This window comes from Bhargavaea sp. GQ12 (assembly GCF_059758705.1).
This window is the reverse complement of sequence record NZ_JCAXEU010000003.1, coordinates 90,457-116,609: the sequence shown is the minus strand read 5'-3', so window position 1 is coordinate 116,609 and position 26,153 is coordinate 90,457. Positions and strand designations below refer to the sequence as shown.

Annotated in this window: 29 protein-coding genes; 27 read left to right on the top strand and 2 right to left on the bottom strand. The window is 54.8% G+C overall.

All coding sequences use genetic code 11. The features are described from left to right. Position 1 precedes the first annotated feature (1 nt). The 14 genes from AC6CHQ_RS04020 (at position 2) to mtnN (ending at position 14,551) form a co-directional block, all read left to right on the top strand. Positions 2-1,147, top strand: coding sequence for a cysteine desulfurase family protein (locus AC6CHQ_RS04020; RefSeq protein ID WP_498080929.1), 1,146 nt, complete (start codon positions 2-4; stop codon positions 1,145-1,147). Between the two features lie 20 nt (positions 1,148-1,167). Further along, on the top strand, positions 1,168-2,283 hold the full coding sequence (gene mnmA, locus AC6CHQ_RS04015) for a tRNA 2-thiouridine(34) synthase MnmA (protein ID WP_251238607.1): 1,116 nt from the start codon (positions 1,168-1,170) through the stop codon (positions 2,281-2,283). Between the two features lie 12 nt (positions 2,284-2,295). Continuing rightward, positions 2,296-2,964 (top strand): tetratricopeptide repeat protein, encoded by a 669-nt coding sequence (locus tag AC6CHQ_RS04010; protein ID WP_251238587.1) that lies wholly within the window; start codon positions 2,296-2,298, stop codon positions 2,962-2,964. Positions 2,965-2,983: 19 nt separating this feature from the next. Continuing rightward, positions 2,984-5,482, top strand: a complete 2,499-nt coding sequence (gene recD2, locus AC6CHQ_RS04005; RefSeq protein ID WP_498080928.1) for an SF1B family DNA helicase RecD2 — start codon at positions 2,984-2,986, stop codon at positions 5,480-5,482. Between the two features lie 303 nt (positions 5,483-5,785). Beyond that, positions 5,786-8,419 (top strand): alanine--tRNA ligase, encoded by a 2,634-nt coding sequence (gene alaS, locus AC6CHQ_RS04000; RefSeq protein WP_498080927.1) that lies wholly within the window; start codon positions 5,786-5,788, stop codon positions 8,417-8,419. Positions 8,420-8,489: 70 nt separating this feature from the next. Then, the gene (locus tag AC6CHQ_RS03995) at positions 8,490-8,762 is read left to right on the top strand and encodes an IreB family regulatory phosphoprotein (RefSeq protein ID WP_092052145.1); all 273 of its coding nucleotides are present in this window, start codon (positions 8,490-8,492) and stop codon (positions 8,760-8,762) included. Then, positions 8,759-9,178 (top strand): Holliday junction resolvase RuvX, encoded by a 420-nt coding sequence (gene ruvX / locus AC6CHQ_RS03990; protein WP_251238591.1) that lies wholly within the window; start codon positions 8,759-8,761, stop codon positions 9,176-9,178. Before AC6CHQ_RS03995 ends, ruvX begins: the two co-directional genes overlap by 4 nt. A gap of 10 nt (positions 9,179-9,188) precedes the next feature. Beyond that, positions 9,189-9,491 (top strand): DUF1292 domain-containing protein, encoded by a 303-nt coding sequence (locus AC6CHQ_RS03985; protein WP_092051309.1) that lies wholly within the window; start codon positions 9,189-9,191, stop codon positions 9,489-9,491. A gap of 197 nt (positions 9,492-9,688) precedes the next feature. Then, positions 9,689-10,816 (top strand): endolytic transglycosylase MltG, encoded by a 1,128-nt coding sequence (gene mltG / locus AC6CHQ_RS03980; protein ID WP_498080926.1) that lies wholly within the window; start codon positions 9,689-9,691, stop codon positions 10,814-10,816. 88 nt (positions 10,817-10,904) lie between these two features. Beyond that, positions 10,905-11,570: an O-methyltransferase gene (locus AC6CHQ_RS03975; RefSeq protein ID WP_251240486.1), complete on the top strand. Its 666-nt coding sequence runs from the start codon at positions 10,905-10,907 to the stop codon at positions 11,568-11,570. After that, positions 11,567-12,205 (top strand): uridine kinase, encoded by a 639-nt coding sequence (gene udk / locus AC6CHQ_RS03970; RefSeq protein WP_092051304.1) that lies wholly within the window; start codon positions 11,567-11,569, stop codon positions 12,203-12,205. The genes AC6CHQ_RS03975 and udk overlap by 4 nt, the downstream gene beginning before the upstream one ends. A gap of 106 nt (positions 12,206-12,311) precedes the next feature. Continuing rightward, positions 12,312-12,785 carry a transcription elongation factor GreA gene (gene greA, locus AC6CHQ_RS03965; RefSeq protein WP_092051302.1) on the top strand — a complete coding sequence of 158 codons (474 nt, stop codon included), beginning with the start codon at positions 12,312-12,314 and terminating at the stop codon, positions 12,783-12,785. A 364-nt stretch (positions 12,786-13,149) separates the two neighbouring features. Then, complete coding sequence (locus tag AC6CHQ_RS03960; RefSeq protein ID WP_251240487.1) at positions 13,150-13,830, top strand: YrrS family protein; 681 nt, start codon at positions 13,150-13,152, stop codon at positions 13,828-13,830. A 25-nt stretch (positions 13,831-13,855) separates the two neighbouring features. Next, a complete protein-coding gene (gene mtnN, locus AC6CHQ_RS03955; protein ID WP_251240488.1) occupies positions 13,856-14,551 on the top strand; it encodes a 5'-methylthioadenosine/S-adenosylhomocysteine nucleosidase in 696 nt (231 codons plus the stop codon). A 139-nt stretch (positions 14,552-14,690) separates the two neighbouring features. Here the strand turns inward: mtnN and sigK are convergent, their stop codons facing one another. Continuing rightward, the gene (gene sigK, locus AC6CHQ_RS03950; protein WP_498080925.1) at positions 14,691-15,422 is read right to left on the bottom strand and encodes an RNA polymerase sporulation sigma factor SigK; all 732 of its coding nucleotides are present in this window, start codon (positions 15,420-15,422) and stop codon (positions 14,691-14,693) included. Between the two features lie 136 nt (positions 15,423-15,558). Between sigK and AC6CHQ_RS03945 the strand changes: the two genes are divergently transcribed. The 11 genes from AC6CHQ_RS03945 to AC6CHQ_RS03895 all read left to right on the top strand — a co-directional run bounded on the left by AC6CHQ_RS03945 (position 15,559) and on the right by AC6CHQ_RS03895 (position 24,147). Continuing rightward, positions 15,559-16,080 carry a YqeG family HAD IIIA-type phosphatase gene (locus AC6CHQ_RS03945; protein ID WP_251240490.1) on the top strand — a complete coding sequence of 174 codons (522 nt, stop codon included), beginning with the start codon at positions 15,559-15,561 and terminating at the stop codon, positions 16,078-16,080. Next, complete coding sequence (gene yqeH / locus AC6CHQ_RS03940; RefSeq protein ID WP_251240491.1) at positions 16,077-17,177, top strand: ribosome biogenesis GTPase YqeH; 1,101 nt, start codon at positions 16,077-16,079, stop codon at positions 17,175-17,177. Before AC6CHQ_RS03945 ends, yqeH begins: the two co-directional genes overlap by 4 nt. 13 nt (positions 17,178-17,190) lie before the next feature. After that, complete coding sequence (aroE, locus tag AC6CHQ_RS03935) at positions 17,191-18,015, top strand: shikimate dehydrogenase (RefSeq protein ID WP_498080924.1); 825 nt, start codon at positions 17,191-17,193, stop codon at positions 18,013-18,015. Positions 18,016-18,017: 2 nt separating this feature from the next. Further along, complete coding sequence (gene yhbY, locus AC6CHQ_RS03930; RefSeq protein ID WP_092051289.1) at positions 18,018-18,314, top strand: ribosome assembly RNA-binding protein YhbY; 297 nt, start codon at positions 18,018-18,020, stop codon at positions 18,312-18,314. 16 nt (positions 18,315-18,330) lie between these two features. Beyond that, positions 18,331-18,900, top strand: a complete 570-nt coding sequence (locus tag AC6CHQ_RS03925; protein WP_498080974.1) for a nicotinate-nucleotide adenylyltransferase — start codon at positions 18,331-18,333, stop codon at positions 18,898-18,900. Then, positions 18,875-19,429 (top strand): bis(5'-nucleosyl)-tetraphosphatase (symmetrical) YqeK, encoded by a 555-nt coding sequence (gene yqeK / locus AC6CHQ_RS03920; protein ID WP_251240493.1) that lies wholly within the window; start codon positions 18,875-18,877, stop codon positions 19,427-19,429. The genes AC6CHQ_RS03925 and yqeK overlap by 26 nt, the downstream gene beginning before the upstream one ends. A 20-nt stretch (positions 19,430-19,449) precedes the next feature. Further along, on the top strand, positions 19,450-19,797 hold the full coding sequence (rsfS, locus tag AC6CHQ_RS03915) for a ribosome silencing factor (RefSeq protein ID WP_251240494.1): 348 nt from the start codon (positions 19,450-19,452) through the stop codon (positions 19,795-19,797). After that, positions 19,794-20,537, top strand: coding sequence for a class I SAM-dependent DNA methyltransferase (locus AC6CHQ_RS03910; protein ID WP_251240495.1), 744 nt, complete (start codon positions 19,794-19,796; stop codon positions 20,535-20,537). Before rsfS ends, AC6CHQ_RS03910 begins: the two co-directional genes overlap by 4 nt. 74 nt (positions 20,538-20,611) lie before the next feature. Beyond that, a complete protein-coding gene (locus AC6CHQ_RS03905) occupies positions 20,612-21,238 on the top strand; it encodes a helix-hairpin-helix domain-containing protein (protein WP_251240496.1) in 627 nt (208 codons plus the stop codon). Between the two features lie 69 nt (positions 21,239-21,307). Continuing rightward, positions 21,308-21,868, top strand: coding sequence for a ComE operon protein 2 (locus tag AC6CHQ_RS03900; RefSeq protein WP_251240497.1), 561 nt, complete (start codon positions 21,308-21,310; stop codon positions 21,866-21,868). Between the two features lie 80 nt (positions 21,869-21,948). Next, entirely contained in the window at positions 21,949-24,147 is a 2,199-nt protein-coding gene (locus tag AC6CHQ_RS03895) for a DNA internalization-related competence protein ComEC/Rec2 (RefSeq protein WP_498080923.1), read from the top strand. 53 nt (positions 24,148-24,200) lie between these two features. On the opposite strand, the gene AC6CHQ_RS03890 is transcribed toward AC6CHQ_RS03895, so the two are convergent. Beyond that, a complete protein-coding gene (locus AC6CHQ_RS03890; RefSeq protein ID WP_092051279.1) occupies positions 24,201-24,335 on the bottom strand; it encodes a YqzM family protein in 135 nt (44 codons plus the stop codon). A gap of 179 nt (positions 24,336-24,514) precedes the next feature. Here AC6CHQ_RS03890 and holA point away from each other — a divergent pair, with 179 nt between their 5' ends. Further along, entirely contained in the window at positions 24,515-25,537 is a 1,023-nt protein-coding gene (gene holA / locus AC6CHQ_RS03885; protein ID WP_498080922.1) for a DNA polymerase III subunit delta, read from the top strand. 267 nt (positions 25,538-25,804) lie between these two features. Continuing rightward, the gene (locus AC6CHQ_RS03880; protein ID WP_498080921.1) at positions 25,805-26,140 is read left to right on the top strand and encodes a hypothetical protein; all 336 of its coding nucleotides are present in this window, start codon (positions 25,805-25,807) and stop codon (positions 26,138-26,140) included. Positions 26,141-26,153: the final 13 nt, after the last annotated feature.

Below are 26,153 nucleotides of genomic sequence, written 5' to 3'. Positions count from 1 at the left end.
GATGAACGGAATTTATTTGGATCATGCGGCCACCACACCGGTCCATCCGGAAGTGGCGCGGGTCTATGCAGAGCTTCTGACCAGCTCCTATGGAAATGCTTCAAGCATCCACGGAACAGGCCGTGCCGCCAGAAAACTGCTTGATGACAGCCGTGCGCAAGTTGCCCGGCTGATCGGCGCGCGCCCTGAAGAAATCATCTTTACGGGGGGCGGCACGGAAAGTGACAACCTGGCCATCTTCGGCACAGCAGAGGCAAGATCCGATGAGGGCCGCCATATCATCACCACCGGAATTGAGCATCATGCGGTGTTGAACGCCTGCAAACGGCTTGAAAAACGGGGCTTTGAGGTTACCTGGCTTCCGGTCAACCGGGAGGGCCAAGTTTCTCCTGATGCAGTGAGAGAGGCTCTGCGGGAGGATACCATCCTCGTGACCATCATGGCGGCCAACAACGAGGTCGGCACCATCCAGCCGGTCCGTGAAATCGGCGAGATCCTGAAGGGTCACCCGGCATCTTTCCATACAGATGCGGTACAGGCCTTCGGGGAAATCCCGATCGAAGTCGAAGAACTTGGTGTCGACCTGCTCAGTGCCTCCGCACACAAAATCAACGGACCGAAGGGGATCGGTTTCCTTTACCAGAAAAACGGAACGAAGCTCACTCCTCCGACCTCAGGGGGCGAGCAGGAACGCAAACGTCGTGCCGGAACGGAAAATGTGCCGGGAATCGCGGCGTTCGCAAAAGCAGCGGAAATCGCAAACGAATCCCTTACGGAACGCCATGGCAGACATGATTCATTCAAGCGGATCATGACGGATGCGCTTGATGAGGCCGGAGTGGTGTTCAGAGTGAATGCGGGAGAGGCTCAGACACTTCCGCATATCCTGAACCTCAGCTTTCCCGGAACGGATATCGAGTCACTCCTTGTAAATCTGGATCTGGCGGGTGTTCATGTATCCAGCGGCTCCGCCTGCACGGCGGGTTCGATCGATCCGTCGCATGTGCTCGTTGCAATGTACGGGGAAGGCGCGGAGGAACTTCGCAATTCCGTCCGTTTCAGCTTTGGATACGGTCTCTCGGAACAGGACGTCAGGACGGCTGCAGAAAAAACAGCATCAACGGTCCGGCGACTCTCTGGAAAATAGAAAGGTGAACAAATATGGCAATTCATAAAAAACCGGAAGATACTCGTGTCGTCGTCGGCATGTCAGGAGGGGTAGACTCCTCCGTCACCGCGCTGCTCCTGAAAGAGCAGGGCTACGATGTTATTGGTATCTTCATGAAAAACTGGGATGATACTGATGAATTCGGTGTCTGCACGGCAACCGAGGATTATGAAGACGTGATCCGTGTGGCCAATCAGATCGGTATCCCGTATTACGCGGTCAACTTTGAAAAACAATACTGGGACAAGGTTTTCACCTATTTCCTGGATGAATACAAGGCGGGGCGCACGCCGAACCCGGACGTGATGTGCAATAAGGAAATCAAGTTCCGTGCATTTCTTGACCACGCGATGAGTCTCGGTGCAGATTATCTTGCGACCGGACACTATGCGCGTGTCGAGCATGGGGAAGACGAATCTGTCATGTTGCGCGGCGTTGACGACAACAAGGACCAGACCTATTTCCTCAACCAGCTGTCCCAAGACCAGCTGTCGAAAGTGATGTTCCCGCTTGGTCATCTGGAGAAGCCGGAAGTCCGCAAGATCGCCCTTGAGGCCGGCCTTGCAACAGCGGAGAAAAAAGACTCGACCGGCATCTGCTTTATCGGCGAGCGCAACTTCAAAGAGTTCCTCTCCGGCTATCTGCCGGCACAGCCGGGAGCGATGGAGACGATGGACGGCAAGCGCATGGGCACCCATGACGGGCTCATGTACTACACGATCGGCCAGCGTCATGGACTCGGCATCGGCGGGGCAGGCGACCCGTGGTTCGTCATCGGGAAGGACCTGAAGCGCAATGTGCTGCTTGTCGGGCAGAACTTCCACAATGATGCGCTGTATTCCGACAGTCTGAAGGCTGTCCAAGTGGGCTTTACATCTGATGTGCCGAAGCCGGAGACCTTCCGCTGCACGGCTAAATTCCGCTATCGGCAGCCGGATACCGGCGTTGAAGTGAAGCTTCATGGTGACGGAACTGCGACGGTGACCTTTGACGAGCCGGTCCGTGCGATTACGCCGGGCCAGGCGGTCGTGTTCTATGACGGCGATATCTGCCTCGGCGGCGGGACCATCGACGAAGTGTACAAAAACGGCAGCCGGCTTGACTATGTCGGCTGAGGAGTGATGGAAATGGACCATAATAACGAAGGGATCAATGCGATCCGGAACGAAGACTACGAACAGGCTGTTAAAGCATTTTCTGAAGCGATCGAGGCCAACCCGGACGACCCGATCGGCTACATTAATTTCGGGAACCTGCTCGCTTCGATCGGCCGGGAAGAGGAAGCCCTGAAGGCGGAAAAGTTCTTCCAGAAGGCGATCACTCTGGATCCGGATTCGATGACAGCCGTTTACGGGCTTGCCGGGCTTTACTACAATCTTGAGCGATATGACGAAGCGGCAAGGCTTTATGAAAAAGCGATCCGGGGCGGCATCGAGGGCGCGGACGCGCCTTACATGCTGGCGAAATCGCTTGAACGCACCGGCAAGCTGAAGCTTTCGCTGCCCTACATGCAACGCGCGCGGGAGCTTGCGCCGGAAGATCTTCAGATCAGGCTGTCCTACGGCATCCTGCTCGCTTCGCTTGAAATGTTCGGCGAAGCAATGGAGGAGCTTGGGCATGTCGTTGAAAAAGATCCGGACAACGCTGACGCCCACTATAACCTCGGCGTGCTATACGCTGTATCCACACAACAGCGTGAGCATGCGCTCAGCCACCTGAAAAAGGCATTCACGGTCAGCCCGGACCATATCCAGGCCCGTGAAGTCTACAACATGATCAGCCAGTCTGAAGAATAAGGGAAAGGGGGAAAGCCGAATGGCCGGGCAGCTGGACCTATTAACTGAAGATGAACATTATATTACCGGCCGGCCGGTCGCCACGGTTTTCCATAACCCGCAGAACCTTTTTTCGATCCTCCGCGTCAAAGTCACGGCGACCAATTCCGGCTATGACGGCAAGGAGATTGTCGTGACAGGCTATTTCCCTCCCCTGGAAGGGGAGGATACATACAAGTTCCAGGGCAGTCTCGTCGAGCACCCGAAATACGGGACCCAGTTCAAGGCGTCGGTGTTCACAAAAGACCTGCCGGATACCGAGACGGGGCTGATCCACTACCTTTCGAGCGACCTGTTCCCCGGTATCGGCCAGAAAACCGCACAGTCCGTTGTCCGGGCACTCGGAAACGAAACTATCAGCCTGATCCTGAACGATCCGTCCTCCCTGGACCGCGTACCGAAGCTCTCGGATGAGCGGAAAGAGACGCTTGTTTCCGTCCTGCAGGAAAACATGGGACTGGAGCGGATCATGATCGCGTTGAATAAGTGGGGATTCGGCCCGCAGCTCGCGATGAGGATCTATCAGACCTACCGGGAAGAGACGATCAGCGCCCTGCAGACGAATCCATATCGGCTGATCGGGGAGATCGAGGGTGTCGGGTTCCAGAGGGCGGACGAACTCGGTGCAAGGCTCGGCATCACCGGGGATCATAAAGATCGTGTAAAAGCCGCAGTGCTCCACCTCCTGAACATGGCGGCCCTGTCAGAGGGCCACGTGTATGTGGAAGCAGAGGCGCTTTTGCCCGAGGCCAAGCGGCTGCTCGAGGCAAGCCAGCCCCATAAAATCGGTTTTGAGGCCATTTCACAGGCGATCGTGGAACTGGGGGAAGAAAGCAAGATTGCTGTCGAGCAGCAACGCTGCTATCTGCCTTCTCTTTATTTTTCAGAAATCGGCATTGCCTCCAAGGTCGTGTCGCTTCTTGAGGATGATTCGCACAGCGACGCTTTCCCCCAATCGGAAATCCGCAAAACACTCGGCGGAATCGAGGAGCGGCTCGGTGTCACATATGCAAAAACCCAGGTGGAGGCGATCGAGCTTGCACTTCATTCGTCACTCATGATCCTGACCGGCGGACCGGGTACTGGTAAGACGACCGTCATCCGGGGGCTTGTGGAACTATACGCTGAGCTCCACGGGCTGTCTCTGGAGCCGAAGGATTACGCGAAAAAGGAAGAAGCGTTCCCGATTGTCCTTGCCGCTCCGACCGGCCGTGCTGCAAAGCGGATGAGCGAGTCGACCGAACTGCCTGCAATGACGATCCACCGTCTGCTCGGCTTCAACGGGATGGAACGGGAAGAGGAGACGGAACGGGAGCTTGAGGGCCGGCTCTTCATCATCGATGAAGTGTCGATGGTCGACACCTGGCTTGCCCATCAGCTCATGAAGGCGATTCCGGACGGCGCACAGGTCATCTTCGTCGGCGACCAGGACCAGCTGCCTCCGGTCGGACCCGGACAGGTGCTGAAAGACTTGCTCTCATCCGGCAAGGTACCGGCCGTCGAGCTGACGGATATCTATCGCCAGAGCAGCGGTTCTTCGATCATCGAGCTGGCCCACCGGGTGAAAAAGGGCGCGGTGACGGATGACCTCGGCAGGAAGACATCCGACCGGTCGTTTATCAAAGCAGGTACTCCGCAAATTCCAGAAGCCGTCGAGAAAGTGCTGAAAAGTGCGATCTCCAAGGGGCAGTCAATCCATGACATACAGGTGCTGGCGCCAATGTACAAGGGGCCTGCAGGCATCGACAACCTCAACAAGCTGATCCAGGAAATCGTAAACCCAGCCAAAGAAGGCCGAAAAGAAACTGTGTTCGGCGACATCACCTATAGGATTGGCGACAAAGTGCTCCAGCTCGTCAACCAGCCGGAAAGCAATGTGTTCAACGGGGATATCGGCGAAGTCGTCGCAATCATGAAAGCCAAGGAGACCGTCGATAAAAAAGAGATGATCGTCGTCTCTTTTGATGGCCTTGAAGTGACATACGAGCGGAAGGACCTCAGCCAGCTGACGCTGGCCTACTGCATCTCGATCCACAAATCCCAGGGAAGTGAGTTCGGAACGGTCATCATGCCCGTCGTACGGACGTACAGGAGGATGCTCCGGAGGAACCTTCTCTACACGGGCCTGACACGGGCGAAAAACTTCCTGATCCTGATCGGGGAACCCGATGTCTTCAGGGAAGGCATCGCCCGGGCAGACGACCTGAGCCGCCTGACAACGCTCAGGGAGCGGGTGTCAGGCACAGAAGAGCCTTCAGTTGATGGGAAGACCCGGGACGGGGCAGAGCAGACAGCAAGCGCACAGGCTGCTGAGACAGCTTCTCCCGATGCGAACGGTTCCGGAAAAACCGATTCCGTGCATTCCGCAATTGAGAAATCAGGATCCCCTCCGTCGCTCACCGCAGCGAACCATCAGGCGGTCGACCCCCTGATCGGCATGTCAGGCGTGACGCCATATGACTTCATGGACGGGCGTTGACAAGATACATCCCCATTCACTATAATGCGGGGTATAAGACAATTCGATGACGGAGAAAGTACGCACGGCGCCGGTACAGGAAGGTTCCCCCCGACTGAAAGGGATCCCGCAGGCAATGACGCGGAAAGCTACTCCAGAGTGCAGCTCATCCCTGCCGTCCGCCGCGTTAAGGCATTTGAGAGACAGCGGCAGGTGCTGCTGTAATCAGGGTGGTACCGCGAACAGATCCTTCGTCCCTTTGCACAGGGGATGGAGGATTTTTTTATTGCCGTACCGTCCGAACTAATAAGGAGGAGAATCAGCTTGAAATCATTCACATCTGCAGAACTGAGAGACATGTATCTGAAGTTCTTCGAGGAAAAGGGCCACTCGGTAGAGCCGAGCGCGTCACTTGTCCCGGTCGATGACGCGTCGCTTCTCTGGATCAACAGCGGTGTCGCGACACTCAAGAAATATTTTGACGGACGTGTGGTGCCGGAAAACCCGCGCATCGTGAACGCCCAGAAGGCGATCCGGACGAATGATATAGAAAACGTAGGCAAGACAGCACGGCATCATACATTCTTCGAGATGCTTGGAAACTTCTCGATCGGTGATTACTTTAAGCGCGAATCCATCCACTGGGCATGGGAGTTCCTGACCCATGAGGATTGGATCGGGTTCGATCCCGAAAAGTTGTCCGTGACGGTCCATCCCGAAGACGAAGAAGCGCTCCTGATCTGGCGCGATGAGGTCGGCGTGCCTGAAGAGCGCATTATCCGTCTCGAGGGGAACTACTGGGACATCGGGGAAGGGCCTTCAGGTCCGAACTCCGAGATTTTCTATGACCGCGGGCCTTCCTACGGCGACGACTTCTCCGACCCTGAGCTTTACCCGGGCGGGGAAAATGAGCGCTACCTGGAAATCTGGAACCTGGTCTTTTCACAGTTCAACCATAACCCCGATCATACGTACACCCCGCTGCCGAACAAGAACATCGATACCGGAATGGGTCTTGAGCGGATCGCGTCCGTCGTACAGGATGTGCCGACGAACTTCGACACCGACCTGTTCATTCCGATCATCCGCCAAATCGAACAGATTTCCGGTGCGGTCTACGGCAAGAACGGGGAACAGGACACAGCCTTCAAGGTCATTGCGGATCACGTCCGCACCGTGGCATTCGCAATCGGGGACGGGGCCTTCCCGTCGAACGAAGGCCGCGGCTACGTGCTCCGGCGCCTGCTCCGCCGCGCTGTCCGCTACGCCAAGCAGATCGGCATCGACCAACCGTTCATGTACCGTCTTGTTCCGGTCGTCGGCGGCATCATGGAAAGCTATTATCCGGAAGTCACGGAAAAAGCCGAATTCATTCAGCGCGTCATCAAAAACGAGGAAGACCGTTTCCACGAAACGCTAAATGAGGGCCTGTCGATCCTGTCCGGCATCATCTCAAGGGTCAAAGAAGAAGGCGGCAGCGAGATTTCGGGCAGCGATGCCTTCCGTTTGTACGATACATTCGGATTCCCGGAAGAGCTTACAGCCGAATACGCCGAAGAACACGGCCTCGGCATAGATGAGGAAGGTTTCCGCCGCGAGATGCAGGCGCAGCGGGAGCGCGCCCGTGCCGCGCGTCAGGATGTCGGTTCCATGCAGGTCCAGTCGGGAGCGCTCGGCGGATTCCATGAGGAAAGCGAGTTCATCGGCTATGATCACCTCGTCTCGGGGGCAAAAGTCATCGCGATCGTCAGCGGAGGAGAGCTTGTGGAAGCGGCAGAAGAGGGCGAGGAAGTTCAGGTCATCCTTGATCGTACCCCGTTCTATGCGGAAAGCGGCGGCCAGATCGCTGACCGGGGAACAATGACAGGAGACGCATTCCGTGCAACTGTCCAGGATGTCCGCAAAGCGCCGAACGGCCAAAACCTCCATACGGTGAAAGTAGAGGCCGGCACAATGTCAACAGGCGATACGCTGAAGGCGGAAGTCGATGCTGCACAGCGCCGCCTGACCGTGAAGAACCACACGGCGACCCACCTGCTCCATCAGGCGCTCAAGGATGTCCTGGGCGGCCACGTCAACCAGGCAGGTTCTTATGTGGGTCCTGACCGCCTCCGATTCGACTTCAGCCACTTCGGTGCGATGAGCCAGGAAGAGATCGCCAAGGTCGAGCAGATCGTCAACGAGAGGATCTGGGACGGTATCGGTGTCGGAACAGCCCTCCATCCGATTGATGAAGCGAAGAAGATGGGGGCCATGGCACTGTTCGGGGAAAAGTACGGCGATGTCGTGCGTGTCGTCTCGATCGGCGATTACTCGCTTGAACTTTGCGGAGGATGCCATGTCAGGGACACTTCGGAGATCGGCCTGTTCAAGATCGTTTCAGAAGGCGGTATCGGAGCCGGCACAAGGCGGATCGAGGCACTGACAGGCAAAGAGGCATTCCTTCAGCTCAAGGCTGAGGAGAAGGTCCTGGAAGAGGCGGCAGCGATGCTGAAGGCCAACCCGAAAGACCTGCTTAAAAAGCTTTCCGCCCTGCAGGCAGAGCAAAAAGAACTAAAGCGTGAGCTGGAATCGCTCTCCGCGCAGAAAGCACAGGGACAACTGGGGACGCTGCTCGAATCCGCACAGGAAATCGGCGGTGTGTCGGTCATCTCCGCCCGTGTGGAAGGTGCCGACGGCAATCAGCTGCGCACAATGATGGATGAGCTCAAGCAGAAGCTAGACAGCGGCGTAATCGTACTCGGCTCCGCCGACGGAGGCAAAGTGACACTTGCTGCCGGTGTGACCAAAAACATTGCCGGCAAGGAGCATCATGCGGGGAATATTGTCCGCCACGTTGCCGAAATCTGTGGAGGCAAAGGCGGGGGCCGTCCCGATATGGCCATGGCCGGCGGAAAGGACCCGTCCAAACTTGATGAAGCTCTTCAATCCGTGTATGATTTAGTCAAATCCGTTTAATCACGGATCTGTACGTCTATAATGGGATGCGAAGTTCGATTGCATCCTGAGGGAAAGCGGGGTGCTGATCATGGATTCATTCGACAAGACGATGAAGTTCAACTTTCCGGAAGAGCCGATGGAGGATGAAGTGCGGACAGTTCTGCTGAAGGTCCATACCGCGCTGAAAGAAAAGGGATACAGCCCCATCAACCAGATTGTCGGCTATCTCCTATCGGGAGATCCGGCATACATCCCGCGGCATGATGATGCCCGAAACATGATCCGAAAACTTGAGCGCGACGAGATCATCGAGGAACTCGTGAAATTCTATATCGCCGGCAATGACGGAGACCGTTCATGAGGGTGATGGGATTTGACGTCGGCACCAAGACGGTCGGCGTCGCCGTCAGTGACGGGCTTGGATGGACTGCGCAGGGCGTCGAGACGATCAGAATCGACGAAGAGGCCGGCGAGTTCGGCATCGGGCGGATCCGGGAACTGGTAAACGAATATGGTGTAACTTCATTCGTAGTCGGGTACCCAAAGAATATGAACAACACGGTGGGACCGCGTGCGGAAGCTTCCGAGCGATTTGCGGACCTGCTGAGGGAAGAGTTTTCCCTGCCTGTGGAATTGTATGACGAACGTCTGACGACAATGGCGGCTGAGCGGATGCTCATCAGTGCCGACGTCAGTCGCAAAAAGCGGAAGAGTGTCATCGACAAGATGGCCGCAGTCATGATTCTTCAGGGCTGGCTGGACAGAAAAAACGGATGAGGTGATTTAAATGGAACACGGAGATGCACACATCACGGTCGTAGATGAAGAAGGCAACGAGCAGCTTTGCGAGGTATTGTTCACATTTGAGGAAGAAAAGTTCGGCAAATCGTACGTCCTTTACTATCCTGTGGGTGCGGAAGAAGACGAAAATGAGGAAATCGAGATCATGGCTTCTTCCTTTATTCCAGGAGAAGAAGGCGAACAGGGTGAACTGAAGCCGATCGAGACCGATGCAGAGTGGGACATGATCGAAGAGATGCTCAACACGTTCCTTGCCGAAGACGATGAGGACGACGAAGAAGAAGAGTAAGACACCGGCAGACGATGTCCGGACGGAAGCCCCCAATGCACCGAGTGCCCAGCGCTCTGCATCCGGGGGCTTTTTGGCATTCCCCGCCGAAAAAAACAGGGGCACTGCACTCCGGCTGACGCCCGTCCCGCAACTTCTTTCCTGTTGATGTCGTTTCATGTATAATAACCTCGGAATGCAGAGGGGGAATACGGTTTATGAGCGACCGATCCAAAAAACAAGTCATGCTGGAACGCATGAATGAAAAAAAGAAGGAAGTCAGGAAAATCCGGCGAATTGTCCTGATCGTCTTCCTTGCGGCAATGCTCCTTCTGGTCATCGGCGGCGCCATCCTCTACTCGTATGTGGCCGGCGCGCTAAAGCCGGTTGATCCGGATTCGGAAGAGACCGTCACTGTGGAAATTCCGATCGGCTCCAACCTGGACTCGATTGCGATGAAATTGGAGGAAGCCGGTGTCATCAAAGACAACAGGATCTTCAAGTATTACGCAAAATTCAATAATGAAAGTGATTTTCAGGCAGGCACCTACGATATGAGTCAGGCCATGACCCCGGATGAGCTGCTTGAAAGCCTGAAGACCGGCAAGGTTTACCGTGAACCGGTCTTTCAGTTCACCGTACCGGAAGGTCTGAACCTTGCCCAGATTTCGGAAGTGATCGAGAAAAACACTGAATTCACTGCGGATGAATTCATGGAACTTGTAACGGATGAAGCTTATATCAATGAGCTGATCTCGAAGTTCCCGAATCTCCTTACCGAAGAGATCCTGAACGAACAGATTAAATTCCCGCTGGAGGGCTATCTGTTCCCGGCAACATATCCGGTCTTTGAAGAGCAGCCGACCCTGGAGATGTTGGTGGAGCAGATGATCGGGGCAACAGACCAGAGCATTTCTCCGTATCGTGAGGCGATCTCCGAAGAAGAGCGGACGATCCACCAGGTGCTTACAATGGCCTCGCTTGTGGAAAAAGAGGCGCGTACTCCGGAGGACCGTAAGTCCATCGCAAGTGTCTTCGTGAACCGTCTCGAGGAAGGCATGCCGCTCCAGACGGATCCGACAGTCGCCTACGCTCACGGTAAGCATCTCGAGCGGACGATGTACAGCGATCTGGAAATCGACGACGCGTACAATACCTATCAGAATCAGGGACTTCCGCCCGGCCCGATTTCTAATGCGGGAAATTCCTCGATCGATGCAGCACTCAACCCAGCCGAGACGGATTATCTCTATTTCCTCGCGGATCCATCCGGCATCAACCATTTTACAAAAACGTATGAAGAACATCTTAAGAACCGCGACAAATATCTGAAGAGCGGGGAATGACCCGGAGAAGGAGAGCTTCCGCTTTCCTTCTCTTTTCATGTGAATAATGCTATGATGAACGGGTATTTTTTTGGATAAGCAGGTGTGAATGATGGAACACGAATATAGCCGGTACTCGGAGGGACTGATTCCTTCCAGGCCGGAACGGGTCTTGGAGATGGAGCGATACGCCCGCGAGCACAGGGTGCCGATCATGCAGCTGGAGGGAATGGAAGCACTGCTTCAGATTCTCCGTGTGCAGCGTCCGAAAAGGATCCTGGAGATCGGTACAGCAATCGGTTATTCCGCGATCCGTATGGCTGAAGCCTTGCCCGGAACTCAGGTCGTAACGATCGAGCGCGAGCCTGCCATGCAGGATAAGGCCGAAAATAACATCGGCGAGTCGGACGCGGCAGAAAGGATCCGGCTTGTCCGTGGGGATGCGCTGGAGCTCGGCGATAATCTTCCGGAGGGGCCGTTCGATGCCTTGTTCATCGATGCCGCCAAAGGCCAGTACAAAAGGTTTTTTGACATTTACGAGCCGCTGTTGTCTGACAGCGGCGTGATTTACTGTGACAATATGTTCATGCATGGGCTGGCGGCTGAAGACCCGAAGGACATTCCGAAAAAGAACCGGACGATGATCCGAAAACTAAAGGAATTTACGGAGTGGCTCATGTCCCATCCCGGCTACGACTCGGCTCTGCTGCCGGTAGGCGACGGACTGATGATCAGCACGAAAAAAGAATCAACTGAAGAAGGTGCAGTATTATGACAAAACAGCGTCCGCTCATCATCGGGATCGCCGGCGGCTCGGGCTCCGGCAAAACGAGTGTTACACGGTCGATCTATGATGTCGTGAAAGAGCATTCCGTCATCGTGATCGAACATGACTATTACTATAAGGACCAGGCCGACCTTGCATTCGAAGAGCGGCTCAAGACGAACTATGACCATCCGCTTGCCTTTGATACAGACCTTCTGATCGAGCATATCCAAGAACTGCTCGAGGGACGTCCGGTCAACCGTCCGGTCTATGATTATGCCATGCATACCCGCTCTGACAAAACGGTGGCCATCGAACCGAAAGACGTCATCATCATCGAAGGAATCCTGGTTTTGGATGATGCAAGGCTCCGTGACCTGATGGATATCAAACTCTTTGTCGATACGGACGCGGATCTCCGGATCATCCGCCGTATCCGCAGGGATATCGAAGAGCGCGGCCGCTCCATCGGATCTGTCATCGACCAATACCTGTCGGTCGTCCGCCCGATGCACAACCAATTCATCGAACCGACAAAGCGATACGCGGATCTTATCATCCCGGAAGGCGGGGAAAATAAGGTCGCAATCGATCTTATGGTGACGAAAATAAAAACAATTCTTGAATCTCCACAACAACTGTAATATACTCTTGTCAGTTAAAACCATCACATTTCCGCTATGTCGCATTCCCGGTAACGGGGCGGCATAGTATTCTTTTTATGAAGGAAAGACGAAGGAGAGATCATTCATGTCCACAGAGAAAAAATTTCCGATGACACAGGCGGGAAAAGAGAAATTGATCGAGGAACTCGAATATTTGAAAACGGTTAAACGAAAAGAAGTCGTCGAGCGCATCAAAGTGGCGCGCAGCTTCGGCGACCTTTCCGAGAACTCCGAGTACGACTCCGCGAAAGAAGATCAGGCATTTATCGAAGGCAGGATCTCCACACTTGAATCGATGATCCGCAATGCAGAGATCATCGAAGACAATGGCGACGACGACCGTGTCCGGCTTGGCAAGACGGTCACGTTCAAGGAAGTCCCCGGCGGAGACGAAGAATCGTACACAATTGTCGGTTCAGCAGAAGCCGATCCGTTCGAAGGCCTTATTTCGAACGACTCCCCAATCGCTAAAGGCCTGATCGGCCGCACTGTCGGTGACCGCGTCAAAATCATGACACCGGGCGGGGAAATGGACGTCGAGATTACGTCCATCAGCTGATCGCTTACTGACAGGCTAAAGAAGAAATGAACACGGCTGATTCAAGCAGAGGGTTCCATCAACCGCGGCAAGCGGGGGGCCTTCCGCTGAAATCAGCTTTTTCTTTTCCTCACTTGCGGAGCCGGCCCGCAGAAAGACCTTTTGTTGCCCAACACTTGTGCTTTTGGCAACTTCAAGCCCGTAACGGAAAGCAACAACACTCTATAACAGAGTCTGTTTTTAAGGCGGCGTGCTTAACATCCGGGGAATTCGGGCATTTTCGGGAATCTGCAAATCCTCCTTCATGAAAATGAAACAAAGCGGTAATCATTTCGTCAAATAAGCGAAAATCGTTTATGATAGAGTTACCGGGGGAGGAGATGGCATGGAAGAGCGGAATTATTCCAGGGTACAGCGGAACCGTCAGAAATCGAACCGGATCCTGAATATCCTGATCGGTGTTGTCTTCGTCCTGATTGTCATCACGGCGGTAGGCATCTTCACCGGAGGGGATGACCGGGCAGCCGACGACGTTCAGGAAGCGGGCCAGTCTCAGGCGGACCGTGGAGACGGCGGATCTGAAGGTGGAAGCGCACCTGCAGAAGACGGCGAAGACAATGCCGCAAATGGCGGAGAAGATAACTCCGGGAAAGATGAGGAGTCCGCAACCTCCGAAGGCAGCGCCGAAGAAGAACCTGCCGAAGCGGATCAGCCGGGAAAAGTGATCCGGACCCCATCGGACGAAGGCATCGTCGATGAGACGATCGTCGATACGTCGTGGAAGCCGGTCGGAACCGAACAGTCTGGAGAACACGTCTCGGTCTACGAAAAAGGCCATATCGACTGGCAGGAAAAGATCGGGGCCATGGCTTATGCTACGGGAATCCCTGAAAATGAAATGATCGTATGGTTTGTTAAAAATGGCGGCGGGCCGCAGAAATCCGTCGGAACCGTATCAACAAAAGATAAGGCTGAAAAATACAATGTCCACCTCGAATGGGTGGACGGTGAAGGTTGGATGCCGGTCCGGCTCGACAAGCTCAATACGCTTGAAGGTGCCTGGTGACCGTCATGGAACGGAGGGTTTTTGGATGAAGATCGCAATTATCGGCGCAATGGAAGAGGAAATTGAGCTCCTGCGCAGCCGGATCGAAGAGAAAAAAACAACGATTGCCGGAAATAGTGAATACACATCCGGCAAGCTGGGCGGCGCTGAAGTCGTCCTTCTAAAAAGCGGGATCGGAAAAGTCAATGCGGCCATGTCGACGGCCGTATTGCTTGACCGCTTCAAGCCGGATGCCGTGATCAACACCGGCTCCGCGGGTGGCTTCGACCAGCACCACGACATCGGCACAGTTGTCATCTCATCGGAAGTCCGCCACCATGATGTGGATGTGACGGCTTTCGGTTATGAGCCTGGCCAGGTCCCACAGCTGCCCGCCGCTTTTAAAGCGGATGACCGTCTGGTCGCTGCAGCACGGAAAGCCGTCGCTGACATCGGGGAGCACGCTCATGCGGAAGGCCTGATCGTCACAGGTGATTCGTTCATGTCGGACGGGGAGCGCGTCTCCCGTGTCCGGGAACTGTTCCCGGATGTGCTGGCATCGGAGATGGAAGCTGCCGCGGTGGCTCAGGTGTGCCACCAGTTCGAAGTTCCGTTTGTCGTGATCCGCGCCCTTTCCGACATTGCCGGAAAAGAATCGGCCGTCTCTTTTGATGAGTTCCTGCCGAAGGCGGCGGAACATTCTGCGCAGGCGGTCATGCGTGCGGTCTCGTATCTTCAATAACCGCATGTTATAATCGGATGAGAAAACGATCACTTGGACAAGGAGTGAACAAAGTGCTTTATCTGATGGCAGGTTCGTTTATTTTGACCGGGATCCTCGCTGGCGTCATGATGTTCCAGCTCGGTTCCGAAAAGTGATTTTAGTCGGCCCTTCCTCCGCGCTCGGCGGTGGAGGGGCCTTTTTCATGTTTGAATTGCTGGTAAAGTTTGACGAGTGCACGTTTTTCGATGCGCGATACGTAGCTCCTGGAGATATTCAGCTGTGAGGCGATCTCTTTCTGGGTCATCGGATTATCGTCGAGCAGGCCATAGCGTCTCTGGATAATCTCCAGCTCCCGCTCGTCGAGCTTGGTCAGGTGCCTGTAAAGGCGATCGAACCGCTCTTTCCTTTCCAGCCGGTCGTCAGCCGTGGATTCGTCGACTTTAAGTACATCCGTGATCTGCAGGGAGTAGCCGTCTTTATCGATGCCGATCGGCTCATAGAGGGAAACATCCTTCTGAACTTTTTTCTGTGCACGGAGATGCATGAGAATCTCGTTTTCAATGCAGCGCGCCGCAAATGTGGAGAACTTCGTCTTCTTGTCCGGAGTAAAGCTGCCGACCGCCTTCATGAGGCCGATCGTACCAATCGAGATATAGTCATCCAACTGCTCGTGCCGGGGATGGAATTTCTTCACGATGTGGGCAACCAGGCGCATATTGCGCTCGATCAGTTCATCCCTGGCACTCTCGTCCCCTTGGGCAACCCGCCTCAGGCAGTCCGCTTCTTCCTCCGCATTCATCGGCTTTTGGAACGCCTGGCCTTTCAGGTAGCCGACCAGCGTGGGGATATCCGTCCAAAGTTGCAGCAGAGCCGTGAAGATCCCGCTCACGCCAACACCTCCATTATTGTTTCTGCCACCATATGACACAATGTGCGGAATCATGAGAATGACGGGCCCGAGGTGTGGGACACAGGAGCGCTGTGGTATAATCGGGAAAGAATTCAGAGTCAATGGAGTGAATCGGGTGTATCGACTTTTTTTGCCGAATGAATATGTAAAGAATGTGTTCCGGGTGACGCCGGATAAACTAAAGACAAATGGAATACGCGGTGTCATTACTGACCTCGACAATACACTCGTCGAATGGGACAGGCCCGATGCCACAGAAGAAATCATCACATGGATGCAGGAGATGCGCGAAGCAGGCATCCATGTGACCATCGTGTCGAACAACAATGAAGAACGCGTCCGGGCCTTTTCGGACCCGCTCGGCATCCCGTTCATCCATAATGCGCGCAAGCCGATGGGCAAGGCGTTCCGGCAGGCTGTCAGGCAGATGGGCATCCCAAAAGATCAGGTGGTCGTGATCGGTGATCAGCTGCTGACGGATATCTTCGGCGGGAACCGCAGCGGGCTCCAGACGGTGCTTGTCGTTCCCGTCGCAAGCTCAGACGGATTGGCGACCCGTTTCAACCGGAAGGTCGAGCGGATCATTATGAAAAAGCTTAAGCGCCGGGGGCTCATCGATTGGGAGGAGATCAAGTGACCGAAGAGAAAACCTGTATCGGCTGCGGAGCAGTCCTGCAGACCGAAGATGAAAAAGCGCCGGGCTTTGCCCCGGCATCAACCCTTGAAAAGGAGATGCCGCTTTGCCGGCGCTGTTTCAGGGTCAGGAATTACAATGAATTGGAGCCGGTTCCGCTTACGGATGACGATTTCCTGAAGATCTTGAATACGATCGGCTCAAAAGATGCGCTCGTCGTCTATATCGTCGACATTTTCGACTTTAACGGAAGCTGGATCCCGGGCATGCACCGTTTTGCCGGGTCCAATCCGGTGCTTCTCGTAGGCAACAAAGCGGACCTGCTTCCGAAGTCGGTGAAGCCGAACAAACTGATCCACTGGATGAAGTCAGAATCCAGGCAGCTCGGCCTCCAGCCGGAGGACATCCTTCTCGTGAGCGCCGACAAGGGAACCGGCATCGACAGCGCAATCCGCCGCATCGAAGAGCTTCGTGAAGGACGCGACGTTTATGTGGTCGGCTGTACGAATGTCGGGAAATCGACATTCATCAACCGGATCATCAAGCAGGTAGCGGGGGGCGGTGACGTGATCACGGTGTCGCACTTCCCGGGCACCACGCTGGACATGATCGATATCCCGCTTGATGACGGAAGCTCCATGTTCGATACGCCGGGCATCATCAACCATCACCAGATGGCGCACCTGCTGGATGCAAAAGATCTGAAGGTAATCACACCCAAAAAAGAGATCAAGCCAAAAGTATTCCAGCTGAATGAGGAGCAGACGCTGTTCCTCGGCGGCCTGGCCCGATTCGATTACCTGAAGGGCGGACGCACTGCATTTACCGTCCATGTATCCAATGCACTTGATATCCACCGCACGAAGCTGGAAAAGGCGGACGACCTGTATGCCCGCCAGAAAGGCGATCTGCTCACGCCGCCGGCGGCCGATGCGGACGCTTTTCCTGCGCTCGTGCGCCATGAATTTTCGATCAGTGAAGAAAAGACGGACATCGTCATCTCAGGACTTGGCTGGATCACCGTCCAGCAGTCGGGTAAAGTCATTGCAGTCCATGCACCCGAAGGGGTTGCGGTCATGCTCCGTCCTTCCCTGATCTGAGGGGGGAAGAATGATGAAGAAGTGGTATGCGGTCATCGGGGATCCGGTCTCCCATTCTAAATCGCCGTCCATGCACGAGGCATGGTTCGGGGAGAACAGCATCGATGCTTCCTATATCCCGGTTCACGTTCCGGCCGGTACGGTAAGTGAGGCAGTAGACGCCCTCCGCCGGCTTGGGGCTTCCGGATGGAATGTAACGGTACCCCATAAACAGTCGATCATTCCGTATCTTGATGAAGTGGATCCCCTCGCGGCGGAAATGCAGGCAGTAAACACGGTAAAGGTACTGCCTGATGGACGCCTCGCAGGAATGAATACAGACGGCCCCGGCTTTGTCCGGTCGCTTGAAGAACGCATCGGGCAGTCGCTCAGGGAGGAACCTGTTCTGATCATAGGGGCCGGCGGTGCGGCAAATGGAATCGCGCTTGCGATGAAACAGGCAGGCTACGGAAAGATTTCGGTATGCAACCGCACCGTGGAGAAAGCTGAAGCACTGTGCCGCCGGATTGGCGGCGAAGCCCTCGGTCTGGAGGAAGCGGCAGACAGACTTGGGGAGTTCGGAATCATCATCCAGACCACTCCGGTGGGCATGTCGACCGCGACAGGCGGGCTGCCGATCGCTCTGGACAGGCTGGACCGGAGGACGGTTGTTGCGGACATTGTCTACAGTCCGCTTTACACGGACTTCCTGAAAGCCGCGCTGAACAATGGGAATGTAATTGTGGACGGGCTCGGCATGTTCATCTGGCAGGGGGCGCTTGCCTTCCACGAATGGACGGGCAAAATGCCGGACACGCTTGGAACAAGAAAAAGGCTGATTGCAGAAATGGAGGAATGAACATGCTAACAGGAAAACAGAAACGGTTTCTGAGAAGCGAGGCGCATCATCTGCAGCCCGTATTCCAGGTGGGAAAACAAGGTGTCAACGATGAGCTGATCAGCGGCATATCCGAAGCGCTCGAAAAGCGCGAGCTGATCAAAGTGGCCATTCTTCAGAATGCGCCCGAGGAAAAAGAGGACGTTGCGCAGATGCTCGCTAAGCGGACACGCTCCGAACTGGTTCAGGTGATCGGCAAGACAATCGTGCTTTACAGGATGTCGAGGGACAATAAACGCCTCGTGCTCCCGGGTGAATGATCGCAGGAAAGTCGGCATTTTGGGCGGTACGTTCAATCCGCCGCATTCGGGGCATCTGATGATCGCCGAAGGCGTCCGGGATGCTGCCGGGCTTGACGAAGTCCGCTTTATGCCCAATGCCGTGCCGCCGCACAAAGTAAAGGAAGGCGATGCAGATGCATGGCAACGCCTTGAAATGACACGGCTCGCCGTTAGGGGAAATCCGGATTTCAGTGTTGAACCGATCGAGGTGGAGTCTGGAGGCGTCTCTTATACGTCCCGAACCATGGATATGCTTCGCTCTCGTGAACCGGAAACAGATTTTTCGTTTATCATCGGCGGCGACAGCATCGAGCAGCTGCATACTTGGCATGACATCGATGCACTCGTGGAGAAAGTCGAATTTATCGGTGTTCCGCGCCCTGGAACCAGCGCTTCCGGACGCTTCCCTGTGCGTATTGTGGGAATCCCGCAGATCGACCTTTCCTCGACCATTCTGAGAGAGAAACTGGCGGAGGGCCGGTCGGTCAGATACCTGATTCCCGATCCGGTAATTCGTTTTATCAGGGAGGAGGGACTGTATGGCGTCCCGGCTGCTGAAAGATGAGGTGGCCCGCCGGCTCCCGGCGGGCAGGTTCGCCCATGTTCTCCGTGTCGCGGAAACGGCTGTGATTCTGGCGGCGCGTTTTGGGGAAGATAAAGAAAAAGCGGAGACCGCCGCACTTCTGCATGATGTGGCGAAAGCGATGCCGAAAGAGGAGCTCAGGCAAATCGTGGAAGAGGAAGGCGATCCTGCCCGTGTCCTCGGTTTTCACCATGAACTTTGGCACGGTCCCGCCGGAGCGGTCATCTCCCATAACGAATTCGGAATTACGGATACCGATATCCTCGCTGCTGTCCGTTTCCATACGACCGGCCGGTCCGGCATGTCCGGACTGGAAAAAGTCATATTCACAGCTGATATGATAGAGCCCGGCCGGACATTTCCCGGAGCGGAAAAACTGAGGGAAGAAGCCCGGCACTCTTTAGACGCCGCGGTGCTCGCCTGCAGTGCGCACAATCTGCAATACCTGGCCGGAGTGCGTGCAGCCATCCATCCGGATACGCTCCGATGCTATAATGACAGTCTCTTGTGAGGAAAGGATGCTTTGAACCGATGACAAACCAGACATTACTTGAAACGGTATACAATGCCGCTGACGATAAAAAGGCGGCAGATATGGTCGTACTGAACATGCAGGGCGTCTCGCTCCTAGCGGATTATTTTCTGATCTGCCACGGAAACTCCGACCGGCAGGTGCAGTCGATCGCCCGCGAGATCAAAGACAGGGCCGAAGAGTCCGGCTACAATGTAAAGCGTCTTGAGGGCTTTGATTCGGCACGCTGGATCCTGGTCGATCTCGGCGATGTCGTCGCCCATGTCTTCCATAAGGACGAGCGCGCTTATTACAACCTGGAACGCCTTTGGGGAGATGCGCCTGAGCTGGAAATGGAAGACCAATGACCGGAGAATCATACCGGGCATTTGCTTCGGTCTATGACCAGCTCATGGAAGACATCCCGTACGGACAGTATGCCGATTGGGTAAGGAATATCGCCGGACCTGCCGGAGGACGCGCGCTTTTGGACATCGGCTGCGGTACCGGGGTGCTTTCTGAACGGTTTGCGAAGGAAGGCTTCCGTGTCACGGGAATCGATCTTTCCGGTGATATGTTGGCTGCTGCCAGGGAGCGTTTTGCCGAAGCAGGGCTGGAAGGAACGTTTTTCGAACAGCCGATGCAGGCTATGGAAGGGCACTCCGGATATGACGTCGCGGTGATCGCCATCGACTCTCTGAACTATGTGACGGCTCAGGAAGAAGTGGCCGCCGTATTCCGACATGCTTTTGATGCACTGAATGCGGGAGGCCATTTGCTTTTCGATGTCCACTCGCCCTATAAGATGACCGAACTGTTTCTGGACGGCCCTTTTACGGCGGATCTTGACTCAGTTTCGTATATCTGGCACACGTATCCGGGTGAAGAACCGCTTTCCGTCGAGTCAGAAATCAGCTTTTTCATCCGTCGGCCGGATGGTCTTTACGAAAGGCAAGAGGAGTTTCATTTTCAGCGGTCATTTCCTCCTGACACCTATGTCCGGCTTCTGTCCGAAGCGGGCTTTCGCGTCCGTTCTGTTACGGCTGACTGGACAGGGGATTCCCCTGAGTCGGACAGTGAGCGTATTTTCTTCCATGCTGAAAAATGAGCCTTCCCAATGAATAAGGCTTCGGGTATAGTGGAAGTGACTCCATGTCCGCCTTCCACGGGAGTGAATCTTTCTTGGAATGGCTGAAGATGAACTGGAGGAAGCTGATCCCCCCGATTGCGGCTTCCGTCCTGATCCTGACTTTTATCCTGTATTCGAAAGCCCAAACCGCGGGCATGCCTGCGGATTCATTCATACCAGTTTCTGACGGGATTGACCCGATCAGTGCCGATGACCGTGCGGATACGTCCGTTGCGGTCATTTTTGTTGATGTCAAAGGCGCTGTCGGGAAACCCGGTGTCTATAAGGCGGAGGAGGGGGACCGGGTGATTGATGCCGTCGCGATGGCGGGCGGCTTTTTGCCCGATGCGGTACCTGATGCCATCAACCATGCTGAACGGCTGCGGGATGAGATGGTCGTTTATGTGCCGTTTATTGTTCCGGAAGGCATAAATGAAACAGAGGGGATGGCAGCCTCGGCTCTGCCTGTATACAGCATGGATGACGGAAAGGTGAATCTTAATACGGCGGAGGCGGAGGAGCTGATGACGCTGCCTGGCGTGGGCCCGGCAAAAGCCGAAGCGATCATTGCGCACAGGACCGAGCACGGCCCGTTTGCCGAACCCGCATCGCTCAAGGAAGTAAGCGGGATCGGCGAAAAGACCTTTGCTGCGCTTGAGGAACTCATTACTGCAAAATGACATTGAATCCAGGACCTTGCACCGATACACTGGAAGTAGTGAATTGTTGGATTACAGGAGGCGGACTGAATGGAGCGAATTAGCTGGGACCAATTTTTCATGGCGCAGAGCCATTTGCTGGCACTTCGTAGTACTTGTACGAGACTGTCGGTAGGAGCGACAATCGTCAGGGACAACCGGATCGTTGCCGGCGGATACAACGGGTCGATATCCGGAGGGGATCACTGCATCGATAAAGGATGCTATGTTGTCGACGGCCATTGTGTAAGGACGATCCATGCAGAAATGAACGCACTGCTCCAATGTGCGAAATACGGCTCCCCGGTGGCCGGAGCGGAAATCTATGTCACCCATTTCCCGTGCCTGCAGTGCACGAAAGCCATCATCCAGGCGGGAATATCCAAGCTTGTCTATGCTACGGATTATAAAAATAACGAGTATGCCCAACAGCTGCTCCAGCAGGCAGGCGTGCGGGTGCTCAAAGTTCCGTTCGAAGAACGCGAAGTTGATTTTCTCGCGGAGGAAAAGATCGGGCTTTACGGGGAGCTGCTGAGCAGGCTGAAGGACGCCGGCGCAGCCGAAGAGGAGCTTGAAGCATACAGCAGGAAGGTGAAGGCATTATTTGGCTGAAGCTGACTGACAACCCTGTGATGTACTTGGCGCTTCCCGTTTTGGCTTCGGCTGCCGCTAGTACAGGCTCTCCGATATTCATGGCACTGATTTTACCCGCTGTGATCGCAGCCGCCATGAAGCGGGAACCGCTCCCTGTCTGGATGGCCATGCTGGCCGTGACGGCAGGCGCATATGCCTGGTTCAGCGCAGTGGAAAAGCCTTCCGCCCTTCCGGATATTCCTGAGGAAATCGGATGGACGGACAAGGTTTCGGTTGCGGACGGTGTACTGAAAGGATTTGCCGCCGATTCCGAGGGCAACAGATGGTATGTAACCTACAGGTTCCGGTCTGAAGAAGAGCGGAACCTTTTTTTGCGGCAGGGTGTGGCCGGGCACCGCTATTACATCCTTGCTGAACTGGAAGAACCGGATCCGCCGGCACACACTTATGCCTTTGATATGGGGGCATGGCTGCATGCGGAAAGAGCTGCCGGAATCCTGCGTCTGCAGGAGGCAGGCTATGCCGGACCGGCACCCGGAATGCCGGCCATAATCAGAAGGTGGAGGGAGGCGCTCGGCGGCCATATCAGTAAACATTTCCCCCCATCTGTCTCTGCCGAAGCGCAAGCGCTCATCATCGGCGAGCGGTCTTCAACCGACCCCGAAGATGAACGCGCTTACAGGAGGCTCGGCATCACTCATCTTTTTGCCATCTCGGGCCTCCATGTCGGCATTCTCATTTTTCTGCTGAGGGAGATCCTTCTCAGGCTCGGCATCAGGACGAATGTCGTGCGGGTCGGGCTCATTTTGTTTCTTCCCGTGTATGCGATGCTGGCAGGCGGGGCCCCTCCTGTCTGGCGGGCCGTTCTTATTTCGCTAATGCTGCTGATGCCGGAATCCAAATCCGGAAAACCCCGTTTGGATTTGCTGTTTTCAGCAGGGATGATTTTGTTTTTGCTCATCGACCCCCACGCCGTTTCCAAGCCCGGCTTCCAGATGAGCTATGTTGCAGCATTTGCACTGATCCATTCTTCTTCTATCCTCTCAACTGCACGGAGCGCACTGCATCAGGCGTGGCTGGTAACGGTCATCTGTCAGGTCGCGGTAACTCCGGTTCTTCTCTATCATTTCTTCGAGACATCCCTGTCATCATTTGTTGCAAATCTTCTGTTTGTCCCCATCTTTTCGGTTGTCGTGTTGCCTGCAAACCTGGTGCTCCTGTTGCTGACATTTCTGGCTCCCGGTTTCGCCGGATGGCTATTTTCACTATATGTTCCGCTCAGGGAACAGCTGGGGGAGATCATCCATCTTTTCGCGGAGCTGCCTTTGAGCGTCTGGACACCGGGCAGGCCCGGCCTGCCTGCACTTCTTTTGCTCGTTTGTGCGACTGTTCTCTTTTTCCTGCTGGTGGAGGCCCGGAAAATCCGGTCCGCATGCGCCGTACTGGTATCGGTATGCCTGATTGTCCATGTTGGCCCGTATCTGACACCGGGAATCCGCGTAACTTTCATTGATGTCGGGCAGGGGGACTCGGCACTTATAGAGCTTCCATACAGACAAGGGGTGATTTTGATCGATACCGGGGGAAGAGTCCGATTTGGAGAGGAAGAGGGGAAGGAACAGTCCAGCGGCTCCGGAGTGGGAGAGCGGGTGGTTGTTCCCTTACTGAAAGGGAGAGGCATCACGAAGGTGGACAAGCTGATTTTGACCCATCCGGATGCCGATCATGCGGAAGGGGCAGCAGAGGTGATGAGAGAGATCCGTGCGAAAGAAATCCATATCGGGCCGGGCACGTACCGGGAGGAAGGATATGCAGATGTGATAGAGGCCGCCCGGCAAGCCGGCATTCCGGTCAGGGAAGTAATGGAGGGCACCGGTTGGACGCACGGCAGCATAGGGTTCCGCTATCTCAGTCCATACGAAACGGAGTATCAGGGCAATAATGATTCTCTTGTGCTTCACCTTAAACAACACGATTTCAGCGTGCTGTTCACAGGCGACCTGGAGGCGGAAGGGGAAGCGCGGCTCATCAGCGAATACGGCGCTCTCCTGCCGGTGACCATTCTGAAAGCAGGCCATCATGGTAGCCGCACATCCAGCAGCACCGCTTTTGTAGCCGCCGCGAGCCCGGGAATCACCATATTCTCCGCCGGCCGCAAGAACCGTTATGGCCATCCCCATCCGGAAGTTACGGAACGGTTCAGGCAAGCCGGACTTCCGGCGGTTTCAACTGCAGAACAGGGTACCATCACGTTCATCTACCACAAAGGCCGTGTCATTCAGTCCTACAGCAGATAATCGGAGGACAACAAAAAACGGAGGCTCCGGTTTACCGGAAGCCTCCGTCCTGATCAGCGTGCAACGAGTTCAATGACCGTCGCAATGACGAAGATCAGTGAAAAGAATACAAAGGATACGATGAAGCCCACGCCCGAGTCGATGACATCGTTGCGTTTCGTCTGCGGGTTCTGTTCGAATTCGTTCATTGCTACCCCTCCTATGGTTCCACCATATTATAAGGGATGATGCCGAAAAAAGCTATAATGCAGACAAACAACCGGGATGGATCTGACGGGGTTCATGAAACTTTCACAAACTGTGGAGCGGCCTTGCTTCATGTATAATAAAGCAACAGCATCTTTTGAATCGGAACGGAGTGTTCACCATGTTCACGGATAGTTGGAGAAGCATGGCCAAGGGGGACATTGCCCCTGTCTATCTGGTCAGCGGACCTGAAATGTATTTTTTTGATGAAACTGAGAAACGGCTGAAAGAGGCCATGCCCGACGCCGCCGCGTCGGAACTAACTACATTTGACCTCGATGAAACCCCGGTCGAGGCGGTGATCGAGGAGGCGGATACGTTTCCTTTTTTCTGCGAAAGGAAACTCATCATCGCGAGGAATGCGTCGTTCCTGAAAGCAGCCGAAAAGGGAAAGGAGAAAGTTGAACATGACCTGGACAGGCTGATGGACTGGCTCGCCTATCCGCCTGAATCTGCGGTCGTCCTTTTTCTTGCACCTTACGAGAAACTGGATGCACGAAAAAAAGTCGTGAAGGCTTTCCGCAAGCATGCGGTCTGCCTGGAAGCCGAATCGCTTAAGCCCCATGATATCGAAACATGGATCAGGCAGGAGGCAGTCCGGTTGGGCAGCAAAATTTCGGATGCCGCCGTCCGCCTGCTGATTGAAACGGCAGGCGAGGATATGGTCCGTCTCCGTTCTGAGATGGAAAAGCTTTCGCTTTATTCCGGCGAGGGGCAGGAAATCGGAACAGACACAGTCGGTCTTCTCGTCACTAAAACTCCGGAGGACGATGCTTTCAAACTGCTGGACGCATACATGCAGGGCGACTCTGCCAAAGCTCTCATGATTTACAGGGACCTTCTGCAGAACAAGGAGGAGCCGATCCGGCTGAATGCCCTCCTCGCCAATCAGGTCAGGCTCATGATCCAGGTAAACGCCCTGAAGAAAAAAGGCTATCAGCAGCACCAGATCGCCAAGCAGCTCAAGGTTCATCCGTACCGTGTCAAACTCATCCTCGAAAACAGGAAGATGGCCGATGAAGCACGCCTGCTCGCCACCCTCTCACGGCTTGCAGATGCCGATCTCCGGCTAAAGACCGTTTCCGGCAACCGGGAGCGGGTGCTCGAACTCGTACTGATGCAAAAAGTGAACGGAACCAGATAAATCAGACTGCAGAACAGAGGCAAAAGGCCCGTTCTGCAGTTTTTTTGATTTTCCCGGACCGGCCGGAGTAAGGCTTTTTCAGCGGTTTCCCGGACGGCTTCCACTTTGAATAAAAAGATTATTTTTAAGGGTTGCAGCTCATTGTGAAAGGGGGTATAGTACGGGGTAATTAAGGTCAACCGCATCCTGAGTCATGTGAATACTTTAACGTAAACGCCACAAGGCAATGTCTTAGCAACACCCACAACTTCCCATGAGGTGATCCAAATGATGGATGACGAAATCCACGGCTTGCTCAGGAAAGAGTACAAATGCGCGGTCATCAAGGTCGGATCGGAAACAACAGCCATCCTGATGAACAGGAAGAAAAAAGTCGGCCTGAAAAAACGGGTGGCCGGCATGCTCCCTATCTATGAATACGAGAAATGGGAAGAAGAACTGGACCGCTGGCAGTACCGGCCGGTCGGATTCAGGGGCATGTTCTCCAAAAAGTTCATACATGCCACCATCGCGGTGTGCTATGATGAGACCGACAAAATCGTATACTGGCGTTACCTCAGACCTGCAGAAAAGCGTTCGATGCCAATCTCGCAAGTGCAATGAAAAAAAACCGGAA

Coding starts and splice junctions, on each gene's coding strand:
- holA (WP_498080922.1), top strand. CDS start 24,515: ATGTTCACGGATAGTTGGAGAAGCATGGCCAAGGGGGACATTGCCCCT.
- AC6CHQ_RS03880 (WP_498080921.1), top strand. CDS start 25,805: ATGATGGATGACGAAATCCACGGCTTGCTCAGGAAAGAGTACAAATGC.
- mtnN (WP_251240488.1), top strand. CDS start 13,856: ATGAAGATCGCAATTATCGGCGCAATGGAAGAGGAAATTGAGCTCCTG.
- AC6CHQ_RS03985 (WP_092051309.1), top strand. CDS start 9,189: ATGGAACACGGAGATGCACACATCACGGTCGTAGATGAAGAAGGCAAC.
- recD2 (WP_498080928.1), top strand. CDS start 2,984: ATGGCCGGGCAGCTGGACCTATTAACTGAAGATGAACATTATATTACC.
- AC6CHQ_RS03995 (WP_092052145.1), top strand. CDS start 8,490: ATGGATTCATTCGACAAGACGATGAAGTTCAACTTTCCGGAAGAGCCG.
- aroE (WP_498080924.1), top strand. CDS start 17,191: ATGAAGAAGTGGTATGCGGTCATCGGGGATCCGGTCTCCCATTCTAAA.
- AC6CHQ_RS03890 (WP_092051279.1), bottom strand. CDS start 24,335: ATGAACGAATTCGAACAGAACCCGCAGACGAAACGCAACGATGTCATC.
- AC6CHQ_RS04010 (WP_251238587.1), top strand. CDS start 2,296: ATGGACCATAATAACGAAGGGATCAATGCGATCCGGAACGAAGACTAC.
- yhbY (WP_092051289.1), top strand. CDS start 18,018: ATGCTAACAGGAAAACAGAAACGGTTTCTGAGAAGCGAGGCGCATCAT.
- rsfS (WP_251240494.1), top strand. CDS start 19,450: ATGACAAACCAGACATTACTTGAAACGGTATACAATGCCGCTGACGAT.
- AC6CHQ_RS04020 (WP_498080929.1), top strand. CDS start 2: ATGAACGGAATTTATTTGGATCATGCGGCCACCACACCGGTCCATCCG.
- yqeK (WP_251240493.1), top strand. CDS start 18,875: ATGGCGTCCCGGCTGCTGAAAGATGAGGTGGCCCGCCGGCTCCCGGCG.
- AC6CHQ_RS03975 (WP_251240486.1), top strand. CDS start 10,905: ATGATGGAACACGAATATAGCCGGTACTCGGAGGGACTGATTCCTTCC.
- ruvX (WP_251238591.1), top strand. CDS start 8,759: ATGAGGGTGATGGGATTTGACGTCGGCACCAAGACGGTCGGCGTCGCC.
- AC6CHQ_RS03910 (WP_251240495.1), top strand. CDS start 19,794: ATGACCGGAGAATCATACCGGGCATTTGCTTCGGTCTATGACCAGCTC.
- AC6CHQ_RS03900 (WP_251240497.1), top strand. CDS start 21,308: ATGGAGCGAATTAGCTGGGACCAATTTTTCATGGCGCAGAGCCATTTG.
- udk (WP_092051304.1), top strand. CDS start 11,567: ATGACAAAACAGCGTCCGCTCATCATCGGGATCGCCGGCGGCTCGGGC.
- greA (WP_092051302.1), top strand. CDS start 12,312: ATGTCCACAGAGAAAAAATTTCCGATGACACAGGCGGGAAAAGAGAAA.
- AC6CHQ_RS03960 (WP_251240487.1), top strand. CDS start 13,150: ATGGAAGAGCGGAATTATTCCAGGGTACAGCGGAACCGTCAGAAATCG.
- AC6CHQ_RS03895 (WP_498080923.1), top strand. CDS start 21,949: ATGGCACTGATTTTACCCGCTGTGATCGCAGCCGCCATGAAGCGGGAA.
- mltG (WP_498080926.1), top strand. CDS start 9,689: ATGAGCGACCGATCCAAAAAACAAGTCATGCTGGAACGCATGAATGAA.